This is a genomic window from Saccharothrix xinjiangensis (assembly GCF_039527585.1).
GTDB classification, from domain to species: Bacteria; Actinomycetota; Actinomycetes; order Mycobacteriales; family Pseudonocardiaceae; genus Actinosynnema; species Actinosynnema xinjiangensis.
Window position 1 is genome coordinate 107,196 of sequence record NZ_BAAAKE010000016.1, and the last position, 16,178, is coordinate 123,373.

Annotated in this window: 15 protein-coding genes and 1 pseudogene; 5 read left to right on the forward strand and 11 right to left on the reverse strand. The window is 72.3% G+C overall.

The window, feature by feature from the left end:
- Positions 1-3 precede the first annotated feature (3 nt).
- Positions 4-906 carry a proline iminopeptidase-family hydrolase gene (locus ABD223_RS27440; protein WP_344039433.1) on the forward strand — a complete coding sequence of 301 codons (903 nt, stop codon included), beginning with the start codon at positions 4-6 and terminating at the stop codon, positions 904-906.
- 63 nt (positions 907-969) lie between these two features.
- Here ABD223_RS27440 and ABD223_RS27445 read toward each other — a convergent pair whose 3' ends face one another.
- The gene (locus ABD223_RS27445; protein ID WP_344039434.1) at positions 970-1,218 is read right to left on the reverse strand and encodes an acyl carrier protein; all 249 of its coding nucleotides are present in this window, start codon (positions 1,216-1,218) and stop codon (positions 970-972) included.
- A 238-nt stretch (positions 1,219-1,456) separates the two neighbouring features.
- Here ABD223_RS27445 and ABD223_RS27450 point away from each other — a divergent pair, with 238 nt between their 5' ends.
- A complete protein-coding gene (locus tag ABD223_RS27450; RefSeq protein ID WP_344039435.1) occupies positions 1,457-3,043 on the forward strand; it encodes an AMP-binding protein in 1,587 nt (528 codons plus the stop codon).
- 51 nt (positions 3,044-3,094) lie between these two features.
- On the opposite strand, the gene ABD223_RS27455 is transcribed toward ABD223_RS27450, so the two are convergent.
- The 3 genes from ABD223_RS27455 to ABD223_RS27465 all read right to left on the reverse strand — a co-directional run bounded on the left by ABD223_RS27455 (position 3,095) and on the right by ABD223_RS27465 (position 5,047).
- Positions 3,095-3,937 carry an alpha/beta fold hydrolase gene (locus ABD223_RS27455; protein WP_344039436.1) on the reverse strand — a complete coding sequence of 281 codons (843 nt, stop codon included), beginning with the start codon at positions 3,935-3,937 and terminating at the stop codon, positions 3,095-3,097.
- A complete protein-coding gene (locus ABD223_RS27460) occupies positions 3,934-4,362 on the reverse strand; it encodes a helix-turn-helix domain-containing protein (protein ID WP_344039437.1) in 429 nt (142 codons plus the stop codon). Before ABD223_RS27460 ends, ABD223_RS27455 begins: the two co-directional genes overlap by 4 nt.
- A 61-nt stretch (positions 4,363-4,423) precedes the next feature.
- Positions 4,424-5,047 carry a hypothetical protein gene (locus tag ABD223_RS27465; protein ID WP_344039438.1) on the reverse strand — a complete coding sequence of 208 codons (624 nt, stop codon included), beginning with the start codon at positions 5,045-5,047 and terminating at the stop codon, positions 4,424-4,426.
- A 92-nt stretch (positions 5,048-5,139) separates the two neighbouring features.
- On the opposite strand from ABD223_RS27465, the gene ABD223_RS27470 reads away from it, so the two are divergent.
- On the forward strand, positions 5,140-5,901 hold the full coding sequence (locus ABD223_RS27470) for a GntR family transcriptional regulator (protein WP_344039439.1): 762 nt from the start codon (positions 5,140-5,142) through the stop codon (positions 5,899-5,901).
- A gap of 56 nt (positions 5,902-5,957) precedes the next feature.
- Here ABD223_RS27470 and ABD223_RS27475 read toward each other — a convergent pair whose 3' ends face one another.
- The 7 genes and pseudogenes from ABD223_RS27475 to ABD223_RS27505 all read right to left on the reverse strand — a co-directional run bounded on the left by ABD223_RS27475 (position 5,958) and on the right by ABD223_RS27505 (position 14,244).
- Complete coding sequence (locus ABD223_RS27475; protein WP_344039441.1) at positions 5,958-6,713, reverse strand: S1 family peptidase; 756 nt, start codon at positions 6,711-6,713, stop codon at positions 5,958-5,960.
- Between the two features lie 396 nt (positions 6,714-7,109).
- A pseudogene (locus ABD223_RS27480) lies at positions 7,110-7,999 on the reverse strand (DUF6357 family protein).
- Positions 7,948-9,180 carry a DUF6357 family protein gene (locus ABD223_RS27485; RefSeq protein ID WP_380645863.1) on the reverse strand — a complete coding sequence of 411 codons (1,233 nt, stop codon included), beginning with the start codon at positions 9,178-9,180 and terminating at the stop codon, positions 7,948-7,950. The pseudogene ABD223_RS27480 and the gene ABD223_RS27485 overlap by 52 nt, the downstream one beginning before the upstream one ends.
- 27 nt (positions 9,181-9,207) lie before the next feature.
- Positions 9,208-10,707 carry an AMP-binding protein gene (locus ABD223_RS27490; protein ID WP_344039444.1) on the reverse strand — a complete coding sequence of 500 codons (1,500 nt, stop codon included), beginning with the start codon at positions 10,705-10,707 and terminating at the stop codon, positions 9,208-9,210.
- Entirely contained in the window at positions 10,704-11,606 is a 903-nt protein-coding gene (locus ABD223_RS27495; RefSeq protein WP_344039445.1) for an ACP S-malonyltransferase, read from the reverse strand. The genes ABD223_RS27490 and ABD223_RS27495 overlap by 4 nt, the downstream gene beginning before the upstream one ends.
- A gap of 20 nt (positions 11,607-11,626) precedes the next feature.
- Positions 11,627-12,892: a pyridoxal phosphate-dependent aminotransferase gene (locus ABD223_RS27500; protein ID WP_344039447.1), complete on the reverse strand. Its 1,266-nt coding sequence runs from the start codon at positions 12,890-12,892 to the stop codon at positions 11,627-11,629.
- A gap of 29 nt (positions 12,893-12,921) precedes the next feature.
- A complete protein-coding gene (locus tag ABD223_RS27505; RefSeq protein WP_344039448.1) occupies positions 12,922-14,244 on the reverse strand; it encodes a KamA family radical SAM protein in 1,323 nt (440 codons plus the stop codon).
- A 497-nt stretch (positions 14,245-14,741) separates the two neighbouring features.
- Between ABD223_RS27505 and ABD223_RS27510 the strand changes: the two genes are divergently transcribed.
- Both ABD223_RS27510 and ABD223_RS27515 read left to right on the forward strand, forming a co-directional pair.
- A complete protein-coding gene (locus ABD223_RS27510; RefSeq protein ID WP_344039449.1) occupies positions 14,742-15,929 on the forward strand; it encodes a cytochrome P450 in 1,188 nt (395 codons plus the stop codon).
- Complete coding sequence (locus tag ABD223_RS27515; protein WP_344039450.1) at positions 15,926-16,162, forward strand: ferredoxin; 237 nt, start codon at positions 15,926-15,928, stop codon at positions 16,160-16,162. The genes ABD223_RS27510 and ABD223_RS27515 overlap by 4 nt, the downstream gene beginning before the upstream one ends.
- The last annotated feature ends 16 nt before the right edge of the window (positions 16,163-16,178 follow it).

A 16,178-nucleotide genomic window follows, 5' to 3' on the forward strand; every position in this document is an offset into this window, starting at 1 on the left:
CGGATGGCCGCGACGCCGGCGCCGAGCCGCAAGGGGACGGTGCCCTTCGGGCCGTACAAGACGTGGTACCGCGTCACCGGCGACCTCGGCGGCGACCGGCCGCCGGTGGTCGTCCTGCACGGCGGGCCCGGCAGCACGCACGACTACCTGCTGAGGCTGGCCCTCCTCTCGGAGGAGGGCTGGCCGGTCGTGCACTACGACCAGCTGGGCAACGGCGGCTCGACGCACCTGCGCGACCGGGGCGCGGACTTCTGGACCCCCGAGCTGTTCCTCGACGAGCTGGACAACCTGCTGGAGGCGCTGGACATCGCCGACCGGTACGTCCTGTTCGGGCAGTCCTGGGGCGGTGTCCTGGGCGCGGCGCACGCCGCGCGCACGCCTGCCGGGCTGGTCGGCCTCGTGGTGGCCAACTCGCCCGCCTCCTACCCGCTGTGGCTGGAGGAGCTGGACGAGCTGCGCAAGGCGCTGCCGCCGGGCGTCGACGAGGTGCTGCGCAGGCACGAGGCCGCGGGCACCACGCACCGCGCCGAGTACCAGGAGGCCAGCGGGGTGTTCTACCAGCGGCACGTGTGCCGGCTGACCTCGCTGCCGAGCGACCTGACCGCGACGTTCATGGAGCTGAACACCAACCCGACGGTGTACGGCGCCATGAACGGGCCCAACGAGTTCCACATCACCGGCACCCTGAAGGACTTCTCGCTGATCCCGGAGCTGCCCTCGATCACCGCGCCCACGCTCGTGGTGCGCGGTGAGCACGACGAGGTCACCGCGGCGGCGATCGCCCCGTTCCACGAGCTGGTGCCGGGCGCGCGGCTGGAGGTCGTGCCGGACGCCAGCCACCTGCCGCACCTGGAGAACCCCGACCGGTTCGACCAGGTGCTGCTGGAGTTCCTCAAGGGGCTCTGAGGGGTCCAGGACGCGCGAGAAGGGGGGCGGACCGGTTGGTCCGCCCCCCTTCCGCGTACGTGGTCAGGCCGTCGGTTCGAGCATCCCCGACAGCGTGGTCCACAGGGTCTGGGGCGTGCGGAAGGTCTCGGGGTTGAGCGCGTCGTCGCGGAAGCGCACGCCGTAGGCCTTCTCCAGCTCGGCGAGCAGGTCGACCATGGCCAGCGAGTCGAGGCCGACGTCGCGCAGCTCGACGTCCCCGGTCAGCTCCTCGCTCGCGTCGAGGAACGGCAGGTGCTTGCGCAGGATCTCCTCGAACCGCTCTTCCCACATGGTGACCGATCCCCTTCCGGGTCATTTACGACAATTGCTTCGCCGAGATGCGGCAACGGTAGCACGGGAAAACCGTGCAAGAATGATGTTGTGCGGAGTTCGGAAAACCGCTCTGGGGTGCGGGTCGAGGATTAGGGGTCGGTTAGGGGTGCTCTCCGGGTTAAGCCCCTGAGCTGCGCTGCTAGCCTTTCGGTGTCCGTGCGTTCGGTCAGCGTCAACCAGTGAGGTGCTCCAGAGCATGGGTCGAGAAGTATTCGCGCGAGCGCACGACCAGGTCGCCACGTTGCATGATTTCCTGCTCGTCGGCGCACGGCTCGTGCCGGAGCGCGCGGCGATCGTCGAATACGCCGGCGGCGAGTTCGGCACCATTTCCTTCCGCCAGCTGGAGCGCCGGGTCACGGCCCTGGCCGCGCAGCTGGACGAGCTGGGCCTGGACGTCGGCGACCGCGTCGTGCTGGAGTCCGACACCACGTCGTGGTCGATCACCGCGCTCCTGGCGTGCTCGTCGCTGGGCCTCACCTACATCCCGGTCAGCCCGGAGACGCCCGCGCAGCGGTTGCAGGCGATCGTCGAGGCCGTCGAGCCCGCCCTGCACCTCCAGGCGGCGGGCGGCCGGCGCGAGGGCGTGGCCGAGGGCGTGGGCCTGGCGCGGTTCGGGCCGGACGGCCTGGTGGTGGAGCGCGCGCCCGCGCCGCGCGTCCGGCACCGGCGCGAGGTCACCCCGACCGACGCCGCCTACATCATCTTCACCTCGGGCACGACCGGCCGCCCCAAGGGCGTCGTGATGAGCCACCGGGCGATCCTGGCGTTCTTCCGCGGGATGCTCGCCCACGGCATCGTCAGCCCCGAGGACCGGGTGGCGACCACGTCGCCGCTCCAGTTCGACTTCTCGCTGCTGGACATCGGCCTGGCGCTGGGCAGCGGCGCGGCCGTGGTGCCCGTGCCGCGCGACCTGCTGCGGTGGCCGCGCAAGCTGGTGAAGTTCCTGCACGACGCGCAGGCCACGCAGGTCAACGGCGTGCCGTCGATCTGGCGGCCGGTGCTGCGGCACGAGGCGGAGATGCTGGGGGAGCAGGGCGGCTCGATCCGCGGCATCCTGTACTCGGGCGAGAAGTTCCCGCTGCCGGAGCTGCGGTCGTTGCAGTCGCTGCTGCCGGGCGTGCGGATCGTGAACTGCTTCGGCAGCACCGAGTCCGTGGCGTCGTCGTTCACCGACGTGCCGAACCCGCTGCCGGAGGACGTGGAGGAGCTGTCGATCGGCTTCGCCCACCCCGGCGCGGAGATGGTCCTGATCGACGAGGACGGTCGGCCGGTCGACGAGGTCGACGGCGTCGGCGAGGTCCACCTGCGCAGCGCGGCCCTGTTCACGTGCTACTGGAACGACCCGGAGGCCACGGCGCGCGCGCTGGTCCTGGACCCGCTGAACCCGCGGGCCGGCCAGGTGGTGTTCCGGACCGGCGACCTGGCCCGTCGGGGCGAGGGCGGCGAGCTGTACTTCAGCGGCCGGGCGGACTCGCTCGTCAAGATCCGCGGCAACCGGGTGGAGCTGGGCGAGGTGGAGCGCCGGGTGGCCGAGTTCCCGGGCGTCGCCGCCGCCACCGCGCTGCTGGTGCCCGTGCCGGACCGGGAGCCCGCGCTGGCCGCGTTCGTCGTGCTCGCGGGCGGGGTCGAAGGGCTGGAGGAGCTGGAGCTGAAGGCGTTCTGCATGGAGGCGCTGCCGGACTACATGGTGCCGCAGGACGTGCGGGTGCTGGACGAGCTGCCGACCACGCCGAACGGGAAGGTGGACCGCGCGGCGCTGCTGGCCGTGCACGGCCGGCGCTGAGTCGGGCAAGTCGGTGGGGCGTCCCGGGACGGGGGCGCCCCACCGGCGCGTTCAGGGCCGGTCGAGCAGGAAGCGGAGCACTTCCGCGGTCTGACCCCTGATGGTGTGCGCGACGTCGGGCAGCAGCTTCACGGTCGCGCCCGGGACCAGCTCGCGCACCCGGCGCGCGGTGCTCGCCGAGTCGAGCATCGCGTCCCGCGCGCCGACGACCACCAGCACGGGCATCGCCCACCGCCGCAGCGCCTCGTCGGGGAAGATCGGCAGCCGCTCGCGCCGAGGTCGGAAGTGGCGGAACGTCACCAGGAACTGCTCCAGGAAGAGCGCGGGCACGTCGTCGCCGAGGCCGGCCACCACGCACAGCGTCCGCCGCAGGCCCCACCGCCCGAACGGGCGCAGCAGGATCGCCTGCGGCACCCACCCCGTCTTCTGCCTGCCGATGCCACCGGGGCACAGCAGCACCAGCCGCCGCACCCGATCGGGTCGCCTGGTCGCGTAATCGGCGGCGAACCACCCGCCGAGGGACGCGCCGACGAGCGACACGCGGTCCACGCCCAGCGCCGCCAGCACGTCGTCCAGCCAGAGCGCGCACCCGTCGGAACCCAACCGAGGCCGGTTCGGCGCGCTCAGGCCCGGCTCACCGGTCAGGTCGACCGCGTGCACGCGGAAGTGCCGCGCCCACGAGGCGACGTCGTCGCGCCACATCGCGGCGTTCGTGCCCGAGCCGTGCAGCAGCACCACGGGCGGGGCGCCGGGCGGGCCGGACACCACGACGAAGGTCTCGCCCTGCGAGGTCGGCACCGTGACCCGTTCGTGGGGCACCGACCAGTGGTCCAGGAGTTGGAGGTAGCCGCGTCGGACCTCCCGCCCGCCGTTCTCCGTGCGGTAGACGCTCACGACCCGGTCACCGCCTCGACGTGCCGCAGGACCAGGGCGGTGTCGGTCGGGTTGCCGAGGATGACGACCTTCAGGCGGACGCGCTCCTCGTCGTAGGCGAGTTCCACGCGCAGCGGGGCGTCGCCCTGGCCGCGGTTGGCGGTGATGCCCAGCAGGAGGGCGTTCACCCGCTCGACCACCTCGGGCGGCGCCGCGTCGACCTCGACGACGCACGTCACGTCCACCTGCCGGCGCCGACTGGTGTCGCGCGTCGCGGCGGGCACCGGGCGGCCGGTCAGGGCTTCGAGGTCCGCGTGGGCGATCCGGTACTGCTTGCCGATGCGGACGGCCTTGAGCCGCCCGTCCCGCACGTAGCCGCGGACGGTCTTGACGTGCAGGCCGAGCAGTTCGGCCACCTGGTCGGGGGAGTAGAGCTTTTCTTCCACATCATGACCTTAGGGGAGGGCCGATGGGGAAGTATAGGGAATTATAGGGAAGTTCCTGCGGCTACCTCGCATCACGCGCCGGCCTGCCCGCCGCGACCTCCAGGACCGTGCAGTCGAGGAGTTCGCGCACCAGCTCGGAGGCCAGGGTCCAGAGGACGGCGGGGTCGGCGAAGGGGACGAGTTCGCGCTCGACGGGGACCGGCCGGCCCTGTGGTCCCGCGCGGTACCGGAAGCCCTCGACCCCGTAAGTCGGGCACGAGCCCGTGCGGATCACGAGGTGCCCCTCCTCGCGCAGGGCCGGGCAGGTGCGGATCGCCAGGGTGAGGCAGGGCGCGCAGACCGGGGGCTCGCTGACGAGGATCCCCTCCGGCCACCCGGGTGGGCGTCCCGTTCGGTCGGGGAGGAGCCAGAGGACGCCGCCCTCGTCCCTATCGGCGGGGTGGCCGCAGACCTGGCACAGCAGTTTCCGCATGGCGCGGCGCTGTCGGTGCACGTGGATCCTGGCGAACTGGGGCTTGCCGCGTCCGGGCGCGATGGTCGCCCGGTCCCAGAGCACGGCACGGCCGTCCAGCTCTGCGCGTAGGACTCGCGGGTAGCCGCCCGTTGAGTCTCTCTTGGCCCGGTTGGGGTAGCCGCCCCAACCGGGCCGTTTCGTCGGCGGCTTCATGCCGTCGATGCCTATCATAATAGGTAGGACAGCTTGGGTGATCTAATAGCCGATCGGGCGGAGCTAACCTGGTAGGTATGACAGGCTGCGGCTGAGAGGAGACCGATCAGGTGACCCGCTGGACCGGAACTCCCGCCTACGCCCAAATCGCGAACGACTACCGCGCGAAGATCCTCGACGGCACGTTGCCCGCCGGGGCAAAGCTGCCGTCCGAGTCCGAGTTGATGGGCCAGTACGGCGTCTCCCGGATCGTGGCGCGTCAAGCGGTCGGCGTCCTGCGCAACGAGGGCTTGGTCGACAGCCACAGCGGCAAGGGCAGCTTCGTGCGCCCGCGACAGCAGGTCGAGCGGCTGGCCCGCGACCGCTACCGCAGGCGCAAGCCCACGGGCGAGTTCGCCGACGACGCACGCCGCGCGGGTGCGACGGCAGACATCGAGGCCGCCTCCGCCCGTGACACGGCCTCCGACCGCATCGCCACCCGGCTCAAGATCGCCCCGGGCGCTCCCGTGATGAGGACCGCGTACCGCTTCCTCGCCGAAGGCCGCCCCGTCCAGGTGTCCACGTCGTACGAGCCGCTCGCGCTGACCCAAGGGACCGACGTGGAGCGCCCCGAGGAAGGTCCGCTGGCCGGTCTCGGGGTCATCGCCCGCATGGACCACATCGGCATCCGCGTGACCGAGGCCGTGGAGTCGGTGGCCACCCGTGCCCCGCTGCCCTGGGAGGTCGAGGCGTTGGACATCCCGCCGGGCGTGCACGTGCTCACCATCGAGCGGACGTTCCTCGCCGGTGAGCTGCCGGTGGAGACGTGCGATGTCGTGGTGCCCGGTGACCGCTACGGGATGACCTACCGGATCCCCGTCGTGGACGGGTGACGCGAAGCGCTCGGCCGGGGTGTCCCGGCCGAGCGCTTCGTCATTCGTCCCGCTGCTTACACGCCCGCGACCGAGAAGATCCAGGGCCGGTAGACGGTGACGTTCGTGTAGGCGCACCAGTCGAAGCGGTTGCTCGTGGACGACACGCCCACCTGGTAGTACTGGCCGTCGACCGGGCTGGTGGCCATCATCGGGCCGCCCGAGTCGCCGCCGGCGGCGATGCCGTCGACGCGGGTCGACGAGATCGCGACGCCGCCCAGCCAGTCGGACGCGCTGACCGACTCGACCAGCGTGGTGGCCAGCTTCAGCACCGGCGACTGGCAGCTGACCTCGTCACCGAGGCAGGTGGCGCCCCAGCCCCAGATCTGCACGGCCTGGTTCGCCGCCACCGCCGAGGACGTGCCGAGCTTCGCGAACTGCCACCAGGACGGCTGCGCCTGGTCGATCCGGACCAGGGAGATGTCGGCGGAGGGGTGGTCGACGACCTCGACGCCGGTCACCAGGGCGCCGCCGGAGTCCTGCTGGAGGCTGCCGATCCGGAACGTGTAGGTGGCGCTGTCGTCGGAGACGCAGTGCTGCGCGGTCAGCACCCACGACGGGGCGATGATGGTCGCCGAGCACCACGGGTTGCCGTTGCTGAACAGGCGGACCGCGAACGGGGCGTACGAGGCCGGGCCGCCGTCGATGATGTCGGTCTGGCCCGGCGGCACGAACGGCGCGGCGGGCGCGGCGGACGCCGGGGCGGCCAGGACCGTGGTGGACAGCAGGGCGCCGGCGCCGACGAGGAGGGACAGGACGCGTCGAACTCGCATGGGATGTCACCTTCAGCGATGTGCGGAGCGGTGGATCGATCCACCAATCGCAGCTTTTCGCCTCGGGTCGACGGCCGGGACGGGCCGGTCGTAGGGCTGCGCCCGACGAAGGAAATAGGCGGCGAATGCACTTTTCCCGGCATTCGGGCAAGTGGTCTGGACCTGTGCGGGACGCTCACCCCGAAAAATGCGGAAAGCCGACATCCGTGCTGGTGGGAGCGGTAGTCGGCGCTTTATTCGAAGCAGAGTGGAAGATTGGTCACAAACCGCTTCTTGCCGACTTCCGTCGGTTGCTCTGTGAATACGCTTCGGTGTGTGATGTGAAACACCGAAAATGGTTGGAGATGTGGTCTGCGGATCATCGGACGATAGCGCCTCCCGAATGTTCCCGCCAGTTCACCCGACCGGCCCCCGCTTCGCCCGCCCCCGGGACGCCCGTGCCCGCGCGGCGGCTTCCGAGCACATCAGGAAGCTCACGGTGCGCACCGCGTCGTCGACGAGGTGCGGGTGGGCGCGGCGAACGGCGCGGTCGACCTCCTCCTCGATCCGCTGCCACTCGCGGTCCCCCTTCGGGGCGTTCCGGCCGCCTCCCCGATCGGGGGAGAGCCGCACCCCGGCGCACGCCCGCTCCGCGGTGGCGATCACCCGCATGACCTCGGGCAGCAGGGCGGGGTCGACGGCACCGGGCTCCCGGGTCGGGACCCTCCCGCCGTGCAGGTAGCGGCCCGTGTACTTGAGGAGCGCCGCGTCGAGCGGGGTGAGTCGCACGCCGCGTCGGGCTCGATCGCGGTCCGCGTCGTGCTCCTGGACGCGACGCCAGTCGGACTCCGCGGTCGCGGGGCGCAGTGCGGCGAAGACCTCGCCCCGTTTGAGCAGTTCGACGTCCGCGCCCTGGGCGACGAGTTGGCGTCGGTTCCAGGCGATGTCCCGGAACAGCGATTCCACGTCCTCGGGCGCGCCGAGGAGGATCGGGTCCAGCAGCGCGACCGCCGCGCGTTCGTCGAGCGGGCCCCGGGTCCCGGCCGCCGTGCACAGGGGCAGGAGCGCGCTCCACACAGCAGGTGCCGGGTCAGGTCGTCCCGGATCACCCGGAGGTGGGCCTCGGCGACCGGGACGGTGAACGTGCGGGGGTCGTGGTTGGCGTCGGCCCCGGCGCCGAGTTGGAGCCTCAGCTCGCCGTCCGCCCGGACCACCCGCGGGATCCAGCCGTTCTCCCGGGTGAACACGACCTCGCTCACGCCCAGTTCCCCAGCTCGGCGTCGACGCGGGGGTCCGTGCGGACCCACACCTCGCCGTCCGCGGCTCCCGGCGGGGTGTCCACGCGCTCCAGCCCGAGCACCCGGACCAACTCCAGCAGCTCGTCCCGGGTCTCGCCGGCCTCCTCGACCGTGCAGTTGTCGAAGAGGACGTAGTGCACGTCCCAGCGGTCGTTGTAGCCGGAGTCGGCCCAGATGGCGCAGAAGCGGTCCACGGCCCCCCGGTCGAGCGGCGCGGTCGCGGGCCGTTCCGGTCCGACCGCGGCGAAGCCCCGCGCGACGTCCTCGACGCCCCACCACGGCCCGGCTCCCGCGACCGCGTCGGGGGTGAAGTCGTCCACGAGGAAGACCTCCAGCAGCCGACCGACCCCCGTGGCCTCGACCCCCAGCCGCGCCTCCTGCAAGCGGGCCACCAGGCCGTCGGACAGGGCGCAGGGACCCGAGAAGGTGAAGACGCCGGTGGCGGGGTGGGGGACACCGTCCCCGGACAGGGCGAGCAGGTCCGTCGGCACGCCGTCGTACAGCGCCGCACGGGCGTCGGGGGAGGCGAGCGGGCTCGCGTGGTCGAACGTGGTCACCAGGCCGCGGCCGGCGTCGGTGAACCAGGCGTCGACGGTGTCGCCGTCCCCGTTGGCGTAGCCGTAGCGCGTGACCCCGGCGACCGTCGTCGGCTCGCGCCCGTCGACGCGGGTCAGGACCTCCAGCCGGCGGCGCAGCTCGCGCGGGTGGGTCCGCCGCAGCGCGGAACCGTCGAACTCGAACCGGAGGCGGGCGCGTTCGAGGGCGTCGAGGTCCGGCAGCCAGGGGCCGCGGAGGTCGAGGGCGGCGAAACCGCCGCGGACGAAGTCGGCCACCTGGTTCCGGTAGCCGCTGCTGCCGGTGACGAGGCGGTACTCGATCCGCGACCCCTTGACCCGGCGGGTGGCCCGGTCGCCGAACAGGAGCAGCAGCCCCTCGTCGTTCTCCTCGTCCTCGACGGAGAACGACGTGGTGCCGTCACCGCGGTGCCGGTCGACGAACTCCTGGAACGCGTCCTCCGCGGAGTGGGGACCACCCGGGAGCCACTCCTGTCGGTGGTCCCCGCCGTCGCTGAAGGTCAGTGGTCTCATCACGGTCCTCGGTCCGCCGGTTCGTCGCCGGGATGCTAACCGCGTGGGCGCGACGAGCCGGAACCAGGACACCGGGACAACGCGAACGCGCCCACCGGTCACGTGGACCGGTGGGCGCGCCCGTGACGATCAGCCCTCGGCCGCGAGCCTGGTCAACGCGCCCCGGTCCACCTTGCGGTTGGAGTTGAGCGGGAACTCGTCGACGTGGCGGTACTCGCGCGGGAGCATGCCCTTCGGCAGCACGTCCCGCAGCTCCTTCGACAGCAGCCGGGGCGGGGTGGGCGTGCCGGTGTAGTAGACGACCAGATCCAGGCCCGTGTCGGTGGGGCGGGTCACCGCCACCGCGTCCAGGACGCCCTCGCACGCGCGCAGGGCGTGCTCCACCTCGGCCAGTTCGACGCGCCAGCCCGCCAGCTGCACCTGGGAGTCGAGCCGGCCCAGGTACACCAGGGTGCCGTCGGGGTGCCGGCGCACCCGGTCGCCCGTGCGGTACCAGCGGCGGTCGTCGTGGAGCAGGAAGCGGCCCTCGTCGTCGGACGGGTCGAGGTAGCCGGGTGTCATCTGCGGGCCGGTGATGCACAGCTCGCCCTCGGTGTCCGACTCACCGCCGTCCTCGGCGAGCAGGAGGTGGTCGTGACCCTCGTGGACCTCACCGATCGGGACCAGGCCGTTGAGGCACAGGTCCGGTGTGCCGGGGGTCCAGCGGTGGCCCGTGATGGTGACGGTCAGCTCCGTCGGTCCGTAGATGTTCTCCAGGGTGGACGCGGGCGCGGCCCGCAGCCAGTCCTCGGCGTCCGCCGCGCGCAGCGCCTCGCCCGCGAAGAAGCTCCAGCGCAGGCCCGGCATCGAGTCGGGCGACAGGCCGCCCATGCGGCGCACCAGGGTGATGGCCGACGGGGTGGAGAACCAGACCGTCAGGTCCCGGTCGGCGAGGAAGCCGGGCAGGTCGCGGTAGGCGGCGCCCGGCACCGGGTGCGCCTGCGCGCCCGCGCCCCACGCGCAGAACAGGTCGAACATCGCGCAGTCGAAGTTCAGGTCGAACGACTGCGAGAAGCGGTCCTCGGCGGTGAAGTCGTAGTGCTGTTCCAGGACCGAGAAGTAGTGGTCCGCGTTGGCGTGCGTGATGGGCACGCCCTTGGGGCGGCCGGTCGAGCCCGAGGTGAACAGGACGTACGCCAGGTCCTTCGACGAGACGGCGACCGGCTCGTCCAGGGGCCGGCCCGCGACGGGACCCGCGGAGGGCGCCAGCACGGGCAGGTCGACGCCCAGCTTGCCCAGGGCGGCCAGGCCGGGCGCGTCGGCCACCACCGCGGACACCTTCGCCGCCTCCAGCATGTGGCGCGTGCGCTGGGCCGGGAAGTCCGGGTGCAGGGGCACCGCGATCGCGCCCGTGTAGAGCACGGCGAGCAGGCCCGCGTAGGACTCCAGGGTCTTGTCGGCGAGAATGCCGATCGCCCGGGGCGGCGCGTCGGAGCCGGCGAGCAGCGCGCCGGCCCAGGACAGGGCCAGCTCGTGCAGCTCCTCGTAGGTCACCTTGCGGCCGTCCTCCAGGTGGAGGGCGGTGTTGCCGGGCGCGAGGCGCAGGCCGCGCAGGAAGCGGGCGTGCAGCACGGCGTCGTTCTCGGTCATGCGGCCCTCCTGAGGGCCGGGCGCTTGTGCGGCTGCATCGCCAGGCGCGGGTTCGCCGCGATCACCTTGAAGTTGTTGGTGGTGCAGGCCACCCGGCCGAACAGCGAGTCCTGCCCGGCCACGCAGAGCGTGGTGACGCCCTCGATCCGCAGCGACCGCACGACCTCGGGCCAGCGCACCGGCCGGACCACGCCGTCGAGCAGGGTCGCCCGCACGCCGTCGGCGGTGGTGCGCACCGACCCGTCCTGGTCGGCGACCACCGGGGTGGCCGGGTCCCGGAAGGACAGCCGGGGGAACAGCTCCCGCTCGACGCGGTCGCGCAGGCCGGCGAAGGCGCTGACGTGCATCGGCGGGTCCATCTCGTACAGGGGCAGGCCGCCCGCCGACTTCAGGCGCTGCTGGAACCAGGCCAGCCGGTCCCGCTTGAGCGAGACCATGTAGAAGTCCTCGTCGACGTAGCAGGAGATCTCGTGCCAGTCGTCCAGCTCGGTGAGGACCAGGTCCAGCTCGGCCCGCGGGGTGCGGGCGAACGACAGCGTCACCACGTCGCCGTGCTGCTCGGCGAAGTACTCCGTCTCGACGCGGACCAGCTCGGCGGTGAGCCAGATGCCCTCCTCCGCGCTGAGCGCCCCGGAGTGGACCGCCGCCGCCTTGCCGCCGAAGCTGGCCCCGGCGCAGAAGCTCGGCTCGAACCCGAAGCGGTCCTCGGCCCAGCGGGCCAGGGCGAGGCTGTTGACCAGGAACGCCACCTGGGCGGCCTCGGCGTAGTCGGACGTGCTGTCGCGCAGGGCGGCGAACAGGTCGCGGCCCAGCACCTCGTCGGCGGTGCCCAGCAGTTCGCGGGCGAACGGGTTGATCAGCATGAACTTGGCCACGTCGGCGAACTTGACGGGCCCCATCCCGGGAAACGCGATGGCGGTCAACGCACGGCCGCCTTCGAGAACGTGAAGGCCAGCTCGATCGCGGCCAGCGCCTCTGCCACGTGCGGCACGGTGGTCGGGTCCGCCGCCTCCATGGCCGCGCGCTGGAGCTCGGGCGTGTCGCCGTAGAGCACGCTGGTCGCGGCGCGGAAGCGCAGCGCCCGGGGGTCGTCGCCGAAGTGGACGCCGGCCAGCACCGCCACGCCGTAGCGGCTGACCAGGTGCTCCTGGAGGGACTCGCCGTCGACGACGCCCTCGTGGGCCAGCCGCTCGCGCAGCGGCTCGAAGTCCGGGTAGACGTAGAAGCCGCCGGTCGGCGGGCGGGACAGCGCGCCGGACTTGACCACGATGTCCTGCACCGCCCGCGCGAGCGCGCCGTGCAGGCGGGAGTCGGCGTCGCGGCGGGCCACCAGCTCGGCGGGCTCGTCGAACGCGTACTCGGCGACCTCCTGCATGGGCCCCGCCAGGGTGGACCAGATCTCGCTGGCCACCGAGGCCACGTCCGCGCGCATCCGCAGGCCCGCCTCGTCGGCGGGGAAGCGGGCCGCGCCGATGCGCCAGCCGCCCAGGGCGAGGCTCTTGCTCAGGCCGGTGACCACGACCGTCCGGGACGGCGCGACCTCGGCGGGGCTGAGGTACTCGAAGCCCGGGTCGTGCACGAGGTCGCGGTAGATCTCGTCGGAGACCAGCAGCAGGTCCTCGTCCTCGGCCACCGCGCAGATGCGGCGGATCAGGTCCGGGGTCGCCGTGGTGCCGGTGGGGTTGTCCGGCGCGGTGAGCACCACGATCTTCGGGTTCGCGCCCTCGGCGCGGGCGGCGCGGACGGCCTCGCGCAGCGCGTCCGGGTCCGGCACGCCGCCGCACTCGGCCGGGATCGGCACGCCGATCACGCGCTTGCCCGCCTCCAGCGCCTGGGGCGCGTAGGTGACCCAGCAGGGCTCGGTCAGCAGCACGTCGCCGGGCACGACGAGCTGGAGCGCCATGAGCAGCGCCTTGCTGCCCGGCGCCACGATCACCTGCTCCTCGGTCGTGGGCATGGCGCGGCGGGCGAAGTAGCCCGCCACGGCGCGCAGCACGCCGGGGTAGCCGGGAACGGGGCCGTAGGAGTTGCGGCCCGCGCCCGCGGTCAGCCGCTCCACCAGGCCGGGGAACACGGGCAGTCGGGCTTCGCCGAACCCCAGGTGCACGATCGGCTCGCCGGCGGCCCGGCGGAGCGACACCTGGTGGTCCAGCGCCAGGTTGGGCGAGATCTTCCGGATGACCACAGCGAACCTCTCGTCGTCGGCGGACCGGGTCAGTGGACCGGCGTCTTGGTGCCGGTGACCGCGGCCAGGATGTCGGCCGGCGTCGCCGGGTCGATCTCCAGGTCGCCCAGCCAGGCCGCGTCCTCCGAGTACCGGGCCCGGAACGGGCGGCCGACCAGCTCGGGGTCGCGGGCCTGGACCATGCGCAGCCGGAAGTGCTTGCCGTCCGCGTCCTCCTCGACCCCGTCCACCAGGACCTTGCCCGGGGTGGCCGACATGGACGGGCCGCGGACCGTGCGGGCCAGGCCCGGCAGGGTGCGGTAGGCCGCCTGGAAGATCTCGACCGCGCGCGCCAGGGGCACCTTGAAGTACTCCTTGGGGCCCGTGTCGCGCTCGACGAACATGTAGTAGGGCACCAGGCCGGCGGCGAGCTGGCCGCGCCACATCTCCGCCCAGGTGCGCGAGTCGTCGTTCACCTTCCGGATCAGCGGCGCCTGGCAGTACACGATCGCGCCGGTGGAGCGGATCCGGGACAGCGCCAGCCTGGCCTGCGCCGTCTCCAGCTCGCGCGGGTGGCTGAAGTGCGCCATCACCGCGAGCGCCCGGCCGGACGCCACGACCTGCTCGAACAGCCGCAGCACGTCGTCGGCGTCGGTGTCGGTGGTGAACCGGTAGGGCCAGTAGGCCACGGACTTCGTGCCGATGCGGATCGTGCGCACGGTGTCGACCGCCAGGATCGGCTCGATGTGCGCGCGCAGCCGCTCGGTGCTCATGATCATCGGGTCGCCGCCGGTCACCAGCACGTCGGTCGCGGCCGGGTGGTTGCGCAGGTAGCGCACCAGCTGCTCGGGGCCCGGCGCGGCGAACCGCAGGTCCGCGTCGCCGACGAACTGCGCCCAGCGGAAGCAGTAGGTGCAGTAGGCGTGGCACGTCTGGCCCTGCTGCGGGAAGTACAGCACCGTCTCGCGGTACTTGTGCTGCATCCCGGGCAGCTGCGTGCCCTCCAGGTTCGGCACGTTGAGCTGCATCTGGCCGGACGGGTGCGGGTTGAGCCCGGCGCGGATGCGGGCCACCGCCTCGCGCAGCTCCTTCTTGCGGCCGTCGCGCAGCAGGCCGGACAGCTCGCGCTCGTCGGCCTCGTCGAGCATCCCGCGCTGGGGGAACACCAGCTGGAAGATCGGGTCGTCCGGGATGCGGCTCCAGTCGACCAGGTGCGACAGCACGTACTCGTTGACGCGGAACGGCAGCACCTGGGCGATCACCCGGACGCTGTCCAGCAGGTGCGCGGGCAGCGCGTAACGCGCGGCGACCTCGTCCACGTGGTGGGGGCCGAACGAGCGGAAGCGGGAGGACTCCGCGGCCAACAGGGACATGCGCAAACACCTTCCGTTTCGGGCTTCCCGGGTTTCGGGTTTCGATTCGCAGGGCGGGAATGCGGACTCGACGACCACCGCGACCAGGTGGTCGCGGTGCGCCGGAGAACGCGTCGAATGGCTGGAAGGTCAGCGGTGGCCCTGCGGTCCGACCCTAGTCCGAAAGTGGCCGCCGGAACCCCTAGTCCGGCCCCTGCACCACCCCTCACCACCCCCGGGGCGCAGGCCCGGACCGGCGTGTCGCGGGTCACCGGCGCTGGTCACGGCCCTTCGGCGCGAGGTGACGACGTGGTGGCGGCGTGGTTGCGGCCGATAGGGGGAACGTAGGGGCGTTCCGGGGGTGTGAGGACGTTCCCGCGCGTGATTAGGCTTTCCCCATCGTGCCGGGGCAGGCCTTTCATCGCGGCGAGCGGTCGCGGACCAGCCTCCGGGCAAACCTCATTTGGGCGTGTGGAGCGCGCCGGTCGGCAGACCGGCGCACCCGGAGGAGACAAAGAATGACAGCAACCCAGCAGGTGCGCGCGTACCCGTTCAGCGAGGAACCGGGTATCGACATCGACCCCCTGTACGGGGCACTGCGCCGCGACGAGCCGGTCAGCCGCGTCCAGCTCCCGTTCGGGGAGGTCTCCTGGCTGGCGACCCGGTACGAGGACGTCAAGACGGTCCTGACCGACCCGCGCTTCAGCCGCGCGGCCGCGCAGGGCCAGGACCAGCCCCGCACCCGCGAGGAGATGACCTACGAGGGCATCATCGGCCTCGACCCGCCGGACCACACCCGGCTGCGCAAGCTCGCGGGCAAGGCCCTGACCGCCCGCCGCGTGAACGAGATGCGCGAGGGCGCGGTGCGCATCGCCAACGAGTTCCTCGACGACATGGAGACCAAGGGCTCGCCCGCGGACCTGGTCGAGCACTTCGCGCTGCCGTTCCCGATCATCGTGATCTGCGAGCTGCTGGGCGTGCCGTTCGAGGACCGCGCCAAGTTCCGCGTGTGGACCGAGGGCCTGACCAGCACCGCCCAGCCGATCATGTCGCTGGTCGAGGAGCTGTTCGGCTACATGGGCGCGCTCATCGCCCAGCGCCGCGCGGAGCCCACCGACGACCTGCTCGGCGCGCTGGTCAAGGCCCGCGACAACGACGACGTGCTCACCGAGCAGGAGCTGCTGTCGATCACCGGCGTCGGCCTGCTGCTGACCGGTTCGGAGACGGTGTCCACGCACATCCCGAACTTCGTCTACGCGCTGCTCAAGAGCCGTGAGCACTTCGAGCTGCTCAAGGCGGAGCCGGGGCTGATCCCGAACGCCGTCGAGGAGCTGCTGCGGCTCATCCCGCTCAACCCGGCCGCGATGTTCCCGCGCTACGCCACCGAGGACGTGTCGCTCGGCGGCGTGGTGGTCAAGGCGGGCGAGCCGATCCTGGTCTCGCTGCCCGGCGCCAACCGCGACGCGGAGATCTTCACCAACCCGGAGGACGTCGACTTCCGCCGGGCGAACAACCCGCACGTCGCGTTCGGCCACGGCCCGCACCACTGCCTGGGCGCGCAGCTCGCCCGCATGGAGCTCCAGGTCGCCCTGGAGGTCATCACCAGCCGCTTCCCCGACCTCGACCTCGCCGAGGGCGACGAGGGCGTCGAGTGGAAGAAGGGCCTGCTGGTGCGCGGTCCCAAGATGCTCCGGGTCAAGTGGTGAGCACCACCGAGGCGATCTGGAAGGTCGCGGTCGACCGGCAGGCGTGCATCGGCACCGGCGTGTGCGCCGGCACCGCGCCGCACGAGATCGAGATCCGCGAGGGCAAGGCGCACGCGCCGAACCCGGAGGTGGGCCCGAGCGACGCCCTGATCGACGCCGCCGAGATGTGCCCCATGGCGGCCATCACGGTCACCGAGGCGGCGACCGGTCGGGTGCTCGCCCCCGAGGAGTGACATCGCGGGAGCGACC

Coding starts and splice junctions, on each gene's coding strand:
- ABD223_RS27490 (WP_344039444.1), bottom strand. CDS start 10,707: ATGACCGAGAACGACGCCGTGCTGCACGCCCGCTTCCTGCGCGGCCTG.
- ABD223_RS27465 (WP_344039438.1), bottom strand. CDS start 5,047: ATGATAGGCATCGACGGCATGAAGCCGCCGACGAAACGGCCCGGTTGG.
- ABD223_RS27445 (WP_344039434.1), bottom strand. CDS start 1,218: ATGTGGGAAGAGCGGTTCGAGGAGATCCTGCGCAAGCACCTGCCGTTC.
- ABD223_RS27450 (WP_344039435.1), top strand. CDS start 1,457: ATGGGTCGAGAAGTATTCGCGCGAGCGCACGACCAGGTCGCCACGTTG.
- ABD223_RS27505 (WP_344039448.1), bottom strand. CDS start 14,244: ATGTCCCTGTTGGCCGCGGAGTCCTCCCGCTTCCGCTCGTTCGGCCCC.
- ABD223_RS27495 (WP_344039445.1), bottom strand. CDS start 11,606: ATGGGGCCCGTCAAGTTCGCCGACGTGGCCAAGTTCATGCTGATCAAC.
- ABD223_RS27475 (WP_344039441.1), bottom strand. CDS start 6,713: ATGCGAGTTCGACGCGTCCTGTCCCTCCTCGTCGGCGCCGGCGCCCTG.
- ABD223_RS27510 (WP_344039449.1), top strand. CDS start 14,742: ATGACAGCAACCCAGCAGGTGCGCGCGTACCCGTTCAGCGAGGAACCG.
- ABD223_RS27440 (WP_344039433.1), top strand. CDS start 4: ATGGCCGCGACGCCGGCGCCGAGCCGCAAGGGGACGGTGCCCTTCGGG.